The sequence below is a fragment of the Pseudomonas sp. HLT2-19-2 genome (assembly GCF_054898005.1).
This window is the reverse complement of record NZ_CM142712.1, coordinates 3,066,517-3,080,219: the sequence shown is the minus strand read 5'-3', so window position 1 is coordinate 3,080,219 and position 13,703 is coordinate 3,066,517. Positions and strand designations below refer to the sequence as shown.

Here is a 13,703-nt window from a genome sequence, read left to right as displayed (position 1 = left end):
TCAAAAAAAACCAGAGCCAAGAACTGTCCCCCCTTTGCAGGAGCACCTATGACCGATCCAAAAAAAGCCGCGCCAGAACCTCACGTCGAGGCCTCGCGAATCCGTGAAGGCTTGCCCTTCCCGCTGGGCGCGAACTGGGATGGGCTAGGGGTCAACTTTGCCTTGTTTTCCGCCAACGCCACCAAGGTCGAGTTGTGCATCTTCGATGATGCCGGCGAAGTCGAACTGGAACGTATCGAACTGCCGGAATACACCGACGAGATCTACCACGGCTACCTGCCCGACGCCCATCCCGGGATGATCTACGGCTACCGTGTCTACGGCGCGTACGACCCGGCCAACGGTCATCGCTTCAACCACAACAAACTGCTGATCGACCCCTACGCCAAACAATTGGTCGGTCAGTTGAAATGGTCCGAAGCGCTGTTCGGCTACACCATCGGCCACCCCGACGCCGACCTCAGTTTCGATGAGCGCGACAGCGCCCCGTTTGTACCCAAGTGCAAGGTGATCGACCCGGCTCACACCTGGGGCCGCGACCATCGGGTCAGCGTGCCGTGGGACAAGACCATCATTTATGAGACACACGTGCGCGGCATCAGCATGCGTCACCCGTCCGTCCCCGAGAACCTGCGTGGCACCTTCGCCGGGTTGATGGTCGATGACGTGCTGGAACACATCCGCAAGCTCGGCGTGTCGACTGTGGAATTGCTGCCGATTCATGCTTTCGTCAACGACCAACATCTGTTGCACAAAGGCATGACCAATTACTGGGGCTACAACAGCATCGCGTTCTTCGCCCCCGACCCGCGCTACCTGGCCAGCGGCAAGATCGACGAGTTCAAGGAGATGGTCGCGCACCTGCACGAAGCCAATCTTGAAGTGATCCTCGATGTGGTCTACAACCACACCGCCGAGGGCAATGAGCAAGGCCCGACCCTGTCCATGCGCGGCATCGATAACGCCTCCTACTACCGCTTGATGCCCGACGACAAGCGCTTCTACATCAACGACTCCGGCACCGGCAACACCTTGGACTTGAGTCACCCGTGCGTACTCCAAATGGTCACCGATTCCCTGCGCTACTGGGCTACGGAAATGCACGTGGACGGTTTCCGCTTCGACCTTGCGACCATTCTCGGGCGCTACCACGATGGCTTCGACGAACGTCACAGCTTCCTCGTCGCCTGCCGCCAGGACCCGGTGCTGCGCCAGGTGAAGATGATTGCCGAAGCCTGGGATTGCGGCCCGGGTGGTTATCAGGTCGGTAACTTCCCGCCGGGCTGGGTCGAGTGGAATGACAAATTCCGTGACACCGTGCGTGCGTTCTGGAAAGGCGACGACGGCCAACTGGCGGACTTCGCCAGTCGCATGACCGCTTCCGGCGAGATGTTCAATCAGCGGGGTCGGCGGCCATATGCCTCGGTCAACTTCATCACCGCCCACGACGGTTTCACCCTCAACGACCTGGTGTCGTACAACGACAAGCACAACGAAGCCAACGACGAGGACAATCAGGACGGCAGCAATAACAACCTGTCCTGGAACCACGGCGTCGAAGGCCCGACCGACGATCCCGAGATCAATGAGCTGCGTCAGCGACAGATGCGCAACTTCTTCGCCACGCTGCTGCTGTCGCAAGGCACGCCGATGCTGGTGGCCGGCGACGAGTTCGCCCGCACCCAAGAGGGCAACAACAACGCCTATTGCCAGGACAGCGAGATCGGTTGGGTCAATTGGGACCTGAGCGAAGACGGCAAGGCCCTGCTCAAGTTTGTAAAACGCCTGATCAAGTTACGCTTGGCCTACCCGATCCTGCGTCGTGGACGGTTCCTGGTGGGCAATTACAACGAGGACATCGGCGTCAAGGACGTCACCTGGCTCGCGCCGGATGGCAGCGAAATGTCTATAGGGCAATGGGAGGAAGGCCATGGCCGCTGCCTCGGCATGCTGCTCGATGGCCGCGCCCAGGAAACAGGTATCCGCCGCAAGGGCGCCGACGCCACCCTGCTTTTGGTGGTCAACGCGCATCACGACATCGTCAATTTCCATCTCCCGGAAGTGCCAGACGGCATTTTCTGGACGTGCATGATCGACACCAATCAACCGTCGATTCGGGGTCAGGAACGTTTCGAGTTCGGTCACGAATATTCGGTCACTGGCCGTTCGCTGCTGCTGTTCGAATTGCAGCGTGAGGAAGAAGAGTGAAATGGACCTTCAGGGATTTCTCCAGCGTCGGCCAGCGTCGGCCAGCGGAGGATCCCGGCAACCGCTGACCGGATAAAAAACGTACCGGATGGAACATCGAGGCGACGAATAGACTGACATGAGCAATACTCTGCTCGCGGCAATCCAGGGTTTGGAGCGCTGCACATTGCTATCCTACGAAAACAAGGACGTAGCCCATGAAATCGGTTTCCATCAACGAGAGCAGCCTGCCAGCACAGATCTGGAACAGCGCCCCGCAACTGGACAACATTCCTGTCATCAGCACTCAGACCCTTGTTCCCGCCGGCGCTCGCGCTGTGGTGATAGCCCCGCATCCCGGCGATGAAGTCGTGACCTGCGGCGGCCTGCTTCAGTTGCTCAGCTCCCTGGGTCATCCCCTGCAATTGATCTCGATTACCGACGGCAGCGCCAGCCATCCGGGCTCGCAACAGTGGTCGGAAAAACGCTTGAGCGTGTTTCGCCCCCAGGAAAGCCTCGAAGCCTTGCGCCGGCTCGGGTTGCCGATGCACAGCCTGAAGTGGATTCGTGGCGGCTTCACCGACAACGCCCTGGCCGAACGGGAGTTTCAATTGACTCAATTCATTGCCCGTTATTTACGCCCCGGGGATGTGGTGTTCAGCACCTGGTGCAAGGATGGAAATGTTGACCATGATGCCGTCGGCCGGGCCAGCGTCAAGGCCGCGGCCATGGTCGGCGCGTCGTTCAACGAAGTACCGGTCTGGGCCTGGCACTGGCCAACACGCGATCGAGGGCTCATCCCGTGGCATCGTGCGCGCAAGGTGCGCCTGGATACCTGGACCGTCGCGCGTAAAAGCCACGCCACCCACGCCTACGCCAGCCAGCTCGACGGCGAACCGGCCATCGGCCTCGCCCCGCTGCTGCCCCCGGTGCTTCTGGAGCGGATGCGGTTGCCTTATGAAATTGTGTTTGTTTGAACGAAAGACGCTGAACTGCCCGCCCCCGTATCAGTCGCATACATAAGCAGCACTGATTCAGAGGAGTGAAGCGTGACCAGTAATTCCAAGTGGCAGGCTGTCGAATCATCTCCATTGAACACGCCCCCGGCGATTCATCGACTGAGAGTGCTGACGGTCAATACCCACAAGGGTTTTACCGCACTCAACCGACGTTTCATTCTCCCGGAACTGCGTGAAGCGGTACGCAGTACGTCGGCGGATCTGGTGTTCCTGCAGGAAGTCGTCGGTGAACACGACCGCCATTCCTCTCGCTACAACGAGTGGCCGCAGACCTCACAATACGAGTTTCTGGCCGACAGTATGTGGAGCGACTTCGCCTACGGTCGCAACGCGGTCTACCCCAACGGCCACCACGGAAATGCTCTGTTATCGAAATACCCGATCCGCGAACACCGCAACCTCGACGTCTCAATCACCGGCCCCGAACGTCGCGGCCTACTGCATTGCGTACTGGACGTACCGGGGCACACCGAAGTCCATGCGATCTGCGTTCACTTGAGTCTGCTGGAAAGCCATCGCCAACTGCAGCTCCAGCTACTTTGCCAACTGCTTGAATCGTTACCCGACGATGCGCCAGTGATTATCGCCGGCGATTTCAATGACTGGCAGTTGCAAGGCAACACGGCCCTCGCCCGACGCGAATACCTGCATGAAGCCTTCGAGCGCCACCACGGCCGTCCCGCGAAGACGTATCCGGCACGCTTCCCGCTGCTGCGCCTGGATAGAATTTATCTGCGCAATGCCAGCAGTCATGAGCCGCGAATACTGGGGCACAAGCCCTGGACGCATTTGTCGGATCATTTGCCGTTGGCGGTGGAAGTGCATCTGTAGCGGATCAACCGCGAGATGCAACGAATGAGCGTTTTCAGCCTCATTATTGACAGTAACAAACAGCAAGAATCAATTAGAAGTTTGTCTCATTCCGAGCAGTTTGAAGACCGACTGTCGGCTGACGAACGCCTCTGATTCGCGGGTTCCGCGATGATTTTTCGTACAAACAAGAACTTAGATAAACGCAGAAAAACAAACAGTTGCAACGTGAAAATTAGCCATACCGCTCATCGTTCATTTTCTTGACGCAGTGGCGTCGGTCTTCTTAGCTACACGTACTACCCCCGGAAATACCATCAGGGGCAAACCCCCAGACACTCGCATAATCGGGCGGTCAGAGGCTTGCCCACTACATTCGGTCGCCCCTCATTCGGGGTAGGAGAGACGCCAGAGCGAGACACGGCATGCGATTGCAAGGTAGACCTCCATGAGAACTTCATTCACCCAACAAGAGATCAAAGTCACTTTCTGCACTGTCTCGAGTTCACTCCTTCTGTGCTCATCCATGGAAGTACAGGCAGGGCCGGCAGAGGATGAAACCACTCCCTGGTACCGTCAGGATGTTCCGGTCATGACGTTGCCCGCCGTCTCGATCACCACCCCCTACCCCGGCCATTCCAGCGCCGCCTCCGATACACGAAGTTCACGCCTGACCATCGAAGACGCCGCACCTTTGGCCTGGGACCAACTGTATGGGCAGGCTTCGCGGCAGGCGCAAACCGATTTTCAGGCTCAGGGTTTTTCTAACCCTGGCAGTCGCGAATTCAAAGGCCCGGCGATCCTGACTCTGCAAAGCGGTAGCGGTCATACCCAGCGGGTCGGACTGGTCGGCGGCATGACTCAGTTACAAGGCAACAACAACGGGCTGCTGACCAGTCGCGCCCTAGCCGACCCCGCCAATGACACCCTCAACCTCGAAGGCCAGAGCCTCGGCGCCTATTGGAGCCTGACCGGGCCCCAAGGCTGGCACGTGGACTTGACGGCCAGCGGCGGCCGGGTCAACGGCTATAGCCGTAATGACCAGGGTGCTCGGCAAGTGACTGAAGGCAGTGCGGTGACGTTGTCGGTGGAAGGTGGTTTCCCCATTGGTCTGAGCGATAACTGGGTAGTCGAACCGCAGGCGCAGTTGATCAATCAACGCATCACCCTGGACACCCCGTATGCCGGGTCAGGCAATGCCTCGTCCAGCGAGCTGACGTCCTGGAGCGGCCGGGTCGGTGCACGGTTGAAAGGTAGTTACGACATCAACGGCCTGGGGGTCGAACCCTATGTGCGAACCAACTTGTGGCACACGGTGTACACCGGCAATACCGTGAACCTCGATCAGGTCGAGAAGATCAGCAGCAGCCGCTATTCATCGACCGTCGAAGTGGGTTTGGGCTTGGTGGCCAGAGTGACACCTGCCGTGAGTCTTTACCTCAGCGCGGACTACAGCAGTGCGGTGGATGAAAATGATTTGAACGGGTTGATCGGCAGTTTGGGGGTGCGGATGCGCTGGTGAAGATCCGGTTTGAAGAAATGAATAATTGTTCACCTTGTGGTGTTCACTTCTCATAGCCCATGAGAATTACCCATGAACAACCCAAACCTGAACTCCCCGACACGTTACGACCGCCTGACCATGAGCCTGCACTTTCGGTTATTGCCTGCAATCGGTCAAACTCGACCCAAAGTACGCGCAAGTGCATAAATACCTCGGCGAGGCTTATGTGATCAAAGGTCGACTGGATCTGGCACAGGAACAGTTGCAGTTACAGCAGATCAAGTCGATCTGCTGTAACACCTGCGAGGAATACCAAGACCTGGCCGAAGCCATCAACGAGTCATCGAAAACCTGACACACCGAGCAGACGGAGGTCGCCATCGCCAGCGATCAGGCAATACGGACAGAACTGGGCCAGCATCTGGCGCGACTATGGCGCTACGGCCTGCTGTTGTCCCGGCAACGGCATGTCGCCGAAGACCTGGTGCAGGCGACCTGCGTGCGGGCGCTCGAGCGTGCCGGGCAGTTTGTCCCGGGCACCCGTATGGACCGCTGGTTGCTGAGTATTCTGCATTCGATCTGGCTCAACGAAGTTCGCGCCCGAAGGGTGCGTCACGGACAAGGGCTGGTGGATGCCGACAACGCCTTGTCGTTCGATGGCGAATACGCGGCGCAAACCCATGTCCTCGCGGCTCAGGTGATCCGGCGCGTCGATGCCTTGCCCGAAACCCAGCGGGAAACGGTGTTTCTCGCCTACGTCGAGGGCTTGTCTTACCGCGAAGTAGCCGAAGTGCTGGACGTGCCTATTGGCACTGTCATGAGTCGCCTCGCCACTGCACGCGCGAAACTGGCCGAGTACCCGCCCTTGCACACCGTGCCGAATCCTTCCATTGGAGAACGTCGATGAACGACCACGCACCCGCGACGATACCCTCGGATGAGCAACTGGTGGCCTACCTCGACGACCAACTCGACACCGAACAGCGCACCCGCATCGACACAGCTATCGCCGAGGACCCGACGCTCAACCTGCGCCTGCAATGGCTGGCCCGCAGCAGCCTGCCGTTCAAGGAGGCTTACGATGAATTGGGGCGACAGGCGCCCATGGATCGTTTGCAGTCCATGCTCGACACCTTGCCTTCGCCCGAACGCCCAACCATGAATCGGCGTTGGTTCCTCGCGGCAGCCGCTGGCCTGGTGGTGAGTGGCGTGTTGGCGGATCGGCTGTTCCTCGGTTGGCAGTTGAGTCAGCAAAATAACAACTGGCGCGGGTTGGTGGCCGACTACATGTCGCTTTACGTGCCGCAAACCCTGGACCACTTGCCCAGTGACGAGGCCGCTCAGCGGGCGCAACTGCGGACCATCGATGCGCGTCTGGGTTTGAATCTTGTGTCGGCGCAACTGGCCTTGCCACGGTCCGAGTTCAAGCGCGCGCAAATCCTCGAGTACGACGGTGTCGCCATTGCCCAGATCACCTACCTGGACCCGGCGCACGGCCCCATGGCGCTGTGCGTCACCCGCTCCAACAGCGGCAGCCGGCATTTCGCCCAGGAGCGTCGGCACGGGATGAACATTGTCTATTGGGCTGACATGGAACATGCCTGGATGCTGATCGGGCATAACCCGACGGCGGAATTGGAGGTCATGGCGAAATTGTTGAGACGTCGGCTGAGCGCGTGAGCGGGAGGCTTCGATCGTTCCCACGCTCCAGGTGGGAATACATCAATTGATGCCTAGGCGTCAGGTAGGGGCCGGCAACCACAACCGAAACCGTGCGCCGCCCAGCGGCGATGCTTCAACGGTCAGCGTACCGCCCTGAGCCTCCAGCGCCCGCCGACTGATCGCCAACCCCAGGCCAAACCCGCCAGTCGCCCGATCCCGACTGCGGTCCAGCCGATAAAACGGTTCGAACACTCGCTCACGCTCGTCTTCCGGAATTCCGATCCCATCGTCTTCGACCCAGATCTCACATCCCTTCGAGCACACCCGCACACCAACCTGAATGCGTTTGTCGCAGTAGCGCATCGCATTGCGCAGCAGGTTCTGGAGTGCGCGGGCAGTCAGACGTGGGTCGAGGCTGAAGCGTTCGAGCTGGCCGTGGAGCAGCACGTCGATGACGATGTCCGGGGATTCCAGCTCTTCATCGACGCTGCCGAGAATGCTGTCGATGAATTCATCCAGCGACACTTCGACCTGCTCTGGCAGCTGCGCCGGGTTTTGCAGACGGCTGTAGGACAACAATTCCAGCACCAGTTCGTCCAGCTCGCGAATGTGCGCGACCAAGCCTTGCAGACGCTCGCGACTGGCGGCGGGCAAATCGTCGGACAGCGCCAGCGCCAGGCCGAAATCCAGTCGTGTCAGGGGTGTGCGCAGTTCGTGAGAGACGGCATTGAGCAGGTCGCGCTGCTGGTTGAGCAGGTTCTCGATGTCGCCGGCCATGGTGTCGAAAACATTGGCCAGGCTGCCGATGTTGGAGCTTTGGGAAATCTGTGTGCGCTCACTCAAATGCCCCTTGCCGAAACGTTCAGCCGTACCTTTGAGGCGTTCCAGATCACGCCAGTGCGGGCGCAGCCACAGCAACAGGCATGCGAGCATGGTCGCGCCGATCAGAACGTTGATGCTCCAGTACAACAGGCTGACGTCCATCGGGTCCGGCGGCACGACCATCTCCACCACCGTCTGCCCGTTAAGCGGCGACACCGCCAGGGTGCGCCAGCCCCAGTCGCCAATGCGCACGATGTTCTCGCCACGTTGCAAACGTTGCCGTTCATCAGGGGTGAAATCGGCATCGTCGTAACCGGTCAAGACAATGTGCAGCGGCTGGAATTCCTCGTCCATCTCAGCGGCCAGTGCCGGCCATTGTTCCGGGGGCACGGCATGAAACTGTTTGACAATGAGGGTTTGCAACCCGCGGGAATAATCGAGGTTGTAGGTGACAAACCGTTCATGGAAGACCTTGATCACCAGATCCGGCACCAGGTAGATCGCCGCGCTGAACGAGACAATGGTCACTAGGTACAGGCGAAACAGGATTCTAAACATCGCCTCAGCATTCCCACTCGGAACGGCTGAACAGGTAACCCTTACCCCACACAGTCTTGATCTTGCGCGCCTCGCCGGCGTGGTCGTCAAACTTGCGCCGCAGCTTGGAAATCGCCACGTCCACCGAGCGGTCGGTGCCATTGAATTCGATGCCGCGCAGACGTTGCAAAATCTGGTCGCGGCTCAGCACTTCGCCGGCATGCCGAGCAAGCACCACCAGCAGGTTGTACTCGCCGCTGGACAGCTCGACCAATTGCTCGCGCCAGGTCACGGTGCGCTCGGAGAGGTCGATACACAGATTGCCCATCAGAATGCGGTCGTTGGCCGTCTGTGGTTCAGTCAGGCTACTGCGCCGAAGCAAGGTCCGCACCCGGGCCAGTAACACGCGCGGTTCGCAGGGTTTGGTGACGTAGTCGTCAGCGCCCATTTCCAGGCCCAGCACCTGATCATGGCTGTCATCGCGAGCGGTGAGCATCAGGATCGGCAGCGTTGCCGAATCGGCGCGCAGCAAGCGGCAGACTTGCAGGCCATCGAGCCCCGGCAGCATCAGGTCGAGGATCACCAGGTCCGGCGGATTGACTCGCGCACGCTCGCGCACAGGGTCGCCACGGCTGATCACGCTGACCGAATAGCCGTTGCGTTCCAGGTAGCTGGCGATCAGTTCGGAGAGCGCGGTGTCGTCTTCGACCAGGAGAATGTTGGGCATGGGTGTTTCCAGAAGGTGCTGTCGCAAAGTCATCAAGCCGCCAAGGATATACGCCCTCACCCATGCCTGAGTAAAACCCTTACACAATTTCACACAGCGCCTACAAAGCTTCACCGCTACTCTCGTCGCCTCCCCGTAGGATGCCGGGGGTCATTATTGGGATTTTTACATGTCAAAGAATCTGCTGGCCAGGCTCAGCCTGATTGCACTGGCGCTGACGCTGAGCGCTTGTGACAAGTCCTCCATTGCTGAAGAACAGGCGCCTCTGGCCACGGTTCGCATAGAAACCCTCTCAGCCCGGCCCCTGTCGATCACCAGCGAACTGAGCGGACGGATTGCTGCGCCACGGATTGCCGAAGTCCGCGCCCGGGTTGCCGGTGTGGTGTTGCAAAGGGCCTTCCGTGAAGGCAGCGATGTAAAAAAAGGCGATGTGCTGTTCCGTATCGACCCGGCGCCGTTCAAGGCAGACCTCGACAGCGCTGAAGCGGCGCTGCGCAAGGCTGAAGCCAATGCGTTCCAGGCGAAACTACAAGAGCAGCGCTACGCGCAGTTGATCGAAGGCAACGCCATCAGCGGCCAGGATTATGACAACGCCCGGGCCAGCGTCCGGCAAACTGCAGCCGATGTAGCCGCGAACAAAGCCGCCGTGGAGCGGGCGAAACTCAACCTCGGTTACGCCACCGTCACAGCACCGATTTCTGGACGCATCGGCCGCGCACTAGTGACCGAAGGCGCACTGGTCGGGCAGAACGAAACCACACCAATGGCGTTGATTCAGCAACTGAACCCGATTCATGCCGACCTTACCCAATCGACCCGCGAACTCAACGACCTGCGCCGGGCATTCCGTTCCGGCCAGTTGCAACAGGTCGGTCAGGACCAAGCCAAAGCCACGCTGATCCAGGACGACGGCAGTCTCTATCCGTTGCCCGGCAAGTTGCTGTTCGCCGACATCACCGTTGATCCGGGCACCGGTCAGATCATCCTGCGCAGCGAATTCCCCAACCCGGACCTCGACTTGCTGCCGGGCAGCTTCGTTCGCGTGCGTCTGGAGCAGGCGGTCAATGAGCAAGGCATCAGCGTGCCGCAACGGGCCATCCAGCGTGACAGCGCCGGTGTCGCCCACGTGCTGTTGCTCGACGCCGAACAGCGGGTCGGCCAGCAACCGGTCGAACTGGGCGCCGTGCAGAACGATCGCTGGATCGTCAACGGCGGCCTCAAGCCCGGTGATCGCATCGTCACTGAAGGCCTGCAGCACGCCCGTCCCGGCGCACAGGTGCAGATCGACGACACCCCTCTTCCACTTGCCCAGGCTTCTGGTCAGTAAGCAGGACGCTTATTTATGCCGCAGTTCTTTATCGACCGCCCGGTGTTCGCCTGGGTGGTTGCCCTGTTCATCCTGTTGGCCGGCGCCCTGGCCATTCCACAGTTGCCGGTGGCGCAATACCCCAACGTCGCGCCGCCGAAAGTCGAAATCTACGCCGTGTATCCCGGTGCCTCGGCGCAGACCGTGGACGAAAGCGTGGTCAGCCTGATCGAGGAAGAACTCAACGGCGCTGACCACCTGCTGTATTTCGAATCCCAGAGTAGCCTTGGCAGTGCGCTCATCACCGCGACGTTTCAGCCGGGCACTGACCCGGAAATGGCGCAGGTCGATGTACAAAACCGCCTGAAAGTGGTCGAGTCGCGCCTGCCTCAAGCGGTGACGCAGCAGGGTTTGCAGGTAGAGAAAGTCTCCGCCGGTTTCCTGCTGCTGATCACTCTCACCTCCAGCGACGGCAAGCTCGACGACGTGGCGCTCAGCGATTACCTGGCGCGCAACGTGATGAACGAGATCAAGCGTCTGGACGGCGTCGGCAAAGCACAGCTGTACGGTGCCGAGCGGGCAATGCGGATCTGGATCGACCCGCAGAAGCTGATCGGTTTCAACCTGACCCCGGCCGACGTCAACGCCGCCATCGTCGCGCAGAACGCTCAAGTCTCGGCGGGTAGCATCGGCGACCTGCCGACCCGCACCACCCAGGAAATCACCGCGACCATTCTGGTCAAAGGTCAGCTGTCGACCCCAGAAGAGTTCGCTGACATCGTTTTGAAAGCCAATCCCGACGGCTCTACCGTGCGCATCGGCGATGTAGCGCGAGTCGAGATCGGCAGTCAGGAATATCAGTTCTCCACCCGCCTGAACGGCAAAGCGTCGACCGCCGTCAGCGTGCAACTGGCGCCGGGCGCCAATGCCTTGAGCACCGCGACGCTGGTGCGGGCAAAGATGGACGAACTGGCGCGCTACTTCCCGGCAGGCGTCGAATACAAGATCCCGTATGACACCTCGCCCTTCGTCAAAGTCTCGATCACCAAGGTGGTTTACACCCTCTGCGAGGCGATGTTGCTGGTCTTTGCGGTGATGTTCCTGTTCCTGCAAAACATTCGCTACACGCTGATTCCAACCCTGGTGGTGCCGGTGGCGCTGATGGGCACCTTTGCGACCATGTTGGCGTTGGGCTTCTCGATCAACGTGCTGACCATGTTCGGCATGGTGCTGGCGATCGGCATCCTGGTGGATGACGCGATTGTGGTAGTGGAAAACGTCGAGCGGATCATGGCCACTGAAGGCCTGTCGCCCAAAGAAGCAACGCGCAAGGCGATGAAGCAGATTACCGGCGCGATCATCGGCATCACGCTGGTGCTGGTCGCAGTGTTCATTCCGATGGCGTTCATGCAGGGTTCGGTCGGGGTGATTTACCGGCAGTTCTCCTTGTCGATGGCCACTTCGATTCTGTTCTCGGCGTTCCTCGCCCTGACCTTGACCCCGGCGTTGTGCGCGACGCTGCTCAAGCCGATTGCCCAGGGCGAGCATCACGAGAAACGTGGGTTCTTTGGTTGGTTCAACCGGCGTTTCGAGCAACTGACCGCGCGTTATCAAGGTTGGGTCGCCTATGCGTTGAAACGCACGGGCCGTTACCTGTTGATCTACGGCGTGCTGCTGATCGGGTTGGGCGTGTGCTTCAGTCGCCTGCCTTCCTCGTTTTTGCCGGTAGAGGATCAGGGTTACACCATCACCGACATCCAATTGCCACCGGGCGCGAGCAAGAACCGCACGGTGCAGGTAGTCGAGCAGATCGAAGCCCACAACGCCACCGAGCCAGGCGTTGGCGACAGCACGGTGATTCTCGGCTTCAGTTTTTCCGGTAGCGGGCAGAACGCGGCGTTGGCGTTTACCACGCTCAAAGATTGGTCTGATCGAGGCAGCGACGACTCGGCGAGTTCGATTGCCGACCGCGCCAACATCGCGTTGAGCCAGATCAAAGACGCCGTGGCCTTTGCGGTTCTGCCGCCGCCGGTGGATGGCCTCGGCACGTCCAGCGGTTTCGAATTCCGCTTGCAGGACCGTGGCGGCCTTGGCCATGCCACGCTGATGCAGGCGCGTAGCGAGTTGCTGGCGGCCGCCGAGAAAAGTCCAATCCTGATGAACGTGCGCGAAAGCGCCTTGGCCGAAGCACCGCAAGTACAACTGGAAGTCGACCGCAAACAGGCCAATGCGCTGGGCGTGTCCTTTGCCGACATTGGCAACGTGCTGTCCACCGCCGTCGGTTCGGCCTACATCAATGACTTCCCCAATCAGGGGCGAATGCAGCGGGTGGTGGTTCAGGCTGAAGGCGATCAGCGCAGTCAGGTCGCGGATCTGCTGAAGATTCACGTGCGCAACAACGCCGGGAAAATGGTGCCGCTGTCGGCCTTCGTCCGGGCCAAATGGACCCAGGGCCCGGCGCAATTGACTCGCTATAACGGCTACCCGGCGATCAGCATTTCCGGCGAACCGTCACCCGGTCACAGCACCGGCGAAGCCATGGCCGAAATCGAACGGCTGGTGGCGCAAGGCCCGGCGGGATTGGGCCAGGAATGGACCGGGTTGTCGTTGCAGGAACGCTTGTCCGGCAGCCAGGCGCCGATCCTGCTCGGGCTGTCGCTGTTGATCGTGTTCTTGTGTCTGGCGGCGCTGTATGAGAGCTGGTCGATTCCGACCTCGGTGCTGCTGGTGGTGCCGCTCGGCGTCCTCGGAGCGGTACTGGCCGTGACGCTGCGCGGGATGCCCAACGACGTGTTCTTCAAGGTCGGGCTGATTACCATCATCGGGCTGTCGGCGAAAAACGCGATCCTGATCATCGAGTTCGCCAAGAGTCTGTACGACGAAGGCCACGACCTGATCGACGCCACCCTGCAAGCCGCGCGCCTGCGCCTGCGGCCGATTGTCATGACGTCACTGGCGTTCATCCTCGGCGTAGTGCCACTGGCGATTGCCACCGGGGCCAGTTCAGCGAGTCAGCAAGCGATCGGTACCGGGGTGATAGGCGGGATGATTACCGCAACGTTGGCGGTGGTGTTTGTGCCGGTGTTTTTTGTAGTGGTGATGAAACTGGTACGCAAGCGCCACGGTTAA

Annotated in this window: 10 protein-coding genes and 1 pseudogene; 9 read left to right on the top strand and 2 right to left on the bottom strand. The window is 60.0% G+C overall.

The genetic code is table 11. The features are described from left to right. The first annotated feature begins 48 nt into the window (after positions 1–48). The 7 genes and pseudogenes from glgX to ACYZTU_RS14350 all read left to right on the top strand — a co-directional run bounded on the left by glgX (position 49) and on the right by ACYZTU_RS14350 (position 7,200). On the top strand, positions 49–2,208 hold the full coding sequence (gene glgX, locus ACYZTU_RS14380) for a glycogen debranching protein GlgX (RefSeq protein ID WP_461963669.1): 2,160 nt from the start codon (positions 49–51) through the stop codon (positions 2,206–2,208). A gap of 197 nt (positions 2,209–2,405) precedes the next feature. Next, on the top strand, positions 2,406–3,164 hold the full coding sequence (locus ACYZTU_RS14375; protein ID WP_461963668.1) for a PIG-L deacetylase family protein: 759 nt from the start codon (positions 2,406–2,408) through the stop codon (positions 3,162–3,164). A 72-nt stretch (positions 3,165–3,236) separates the two neighbouring features. Then, the gene (locus tag ACYZTU_RS14370; protein ID WP_461963666.1) at positions 3,237–4,037 is read left to right on the top strand and encodes an endonuclease/exonuclease/phosphatase family protein; all 801 of its coding nucleotides are present in this window, start codon (positions 3,237–3,239) and stop codon (positions 4,035–4,037) included. A 427-nt stretch (positions 4,038–4,464) separates the two neighbouring features. Next, a complete protein-coding gene (locus ACYZTU_RS14365) occupies positions 4,465–5,538 on the top strand; it encodes an autotransporter domain-containing protein (protein ID WP_461963664.1) in 1,074 nt (357 codons plus the stop codon). A 136-nt stretch (positions 5,539–5,674) separates the two neighbouring features. Then, positions 5,675–5,875 (top strand): annotated as a pseudogene (locus ACYZTU_RS14360) (tetratricopeptide repeat protein); the annotation flags it as partial. 54 nt (positions 5,876–5,929) lie between these two features. Beyond that, positions 5,930–6,427 (top strand): RNA polymerase sigma factor, encoded by a 498-nt coding sequence (locus tag ACYZTU_RS14355; RefSeq protein WP_461971033.1) that lies wholly within the window; start codon positions 5,930–5,932, stop codon positions 6,425–6,427. Further along, positions 6,424–7,200, top strand: a complete 777-nt coding sequence (locus ACYZTU_RS14350) for an anti-sigma factor family protein (RefSeq protein ID WP_461963662.1) — start codon at positions 6,424–6,426, stop codon at positions 7,198–7,200. Before ACYZTU_RS14355 ends, ACYZTU_RS14350 begins: the two co-directional genes overlap by 4 nt. A 60-nt stretch (positions 7,201–7,260) precedes the next feature. Here ACYZTU_RS14350 and ACYZTU_RS14345 read toward each other — a convergent pair whose 3' ends face one another. Both ACYZTU_RS14345 and ACYZTU_RS14340 read right to left on the bottom strand, forming a co-directional pair. Continuing rightward, the gene (locus ACYZTU_RS14345) at positions 7,261–8,562 is read right to left on the bottom strand and encodes an ATP-binding protein (protein WP_461963660.1); all 1,302 of its coding nucleotides are present in this window, start codon (positions 8,560–8,562) and stop codon (positions 7,261–7,263) included. Between the two features lie 4 nt (positions 8,563–8,566). Continuing rightward, entirely contained in the window at positions 8,567–9,268 is a 702-nt protein-coding gene (locus ACYZTU_RS14340) for a response regulator (RefSeq protein ID WP_449643681.1), read from the bottom strand. Positions 9,269–9,437: 169 nt separating this feature from the next. On the opposite strand from ACYZTU_RS14340, the gene ACYZTU_RS14335 reads away from it, so the two are divergent. Together ACYZTU_RS14335 and ACYZTU_RS14330 are read left to right on the top strand one after the other, a co-directional pair. Beyond that, a complete protein-coding gene (locus tag ACYZTU_RS14335; protein ID WP_461963658.1) occupies positions 9,438–10,595 on the top strand; it encodes an efflux RND transporter periplasmic adaptor subunit in 1,158 nt (385 codons plus the stop codon). A 15-nt stretch (positions 10,596–10,610) separates the two neighbouring features. Continuing rightward, positions 10,611–13,703: a multidrug efflux RND transporter permease subunit gene (locus ACYZTU_RS14330; protein ID WP_461963656.1), complete on the top strand. Its 3,093-nt coding sequence runs from the start codon at positions 10,611–10,613 to the stop codon at positions 13,701–13,703.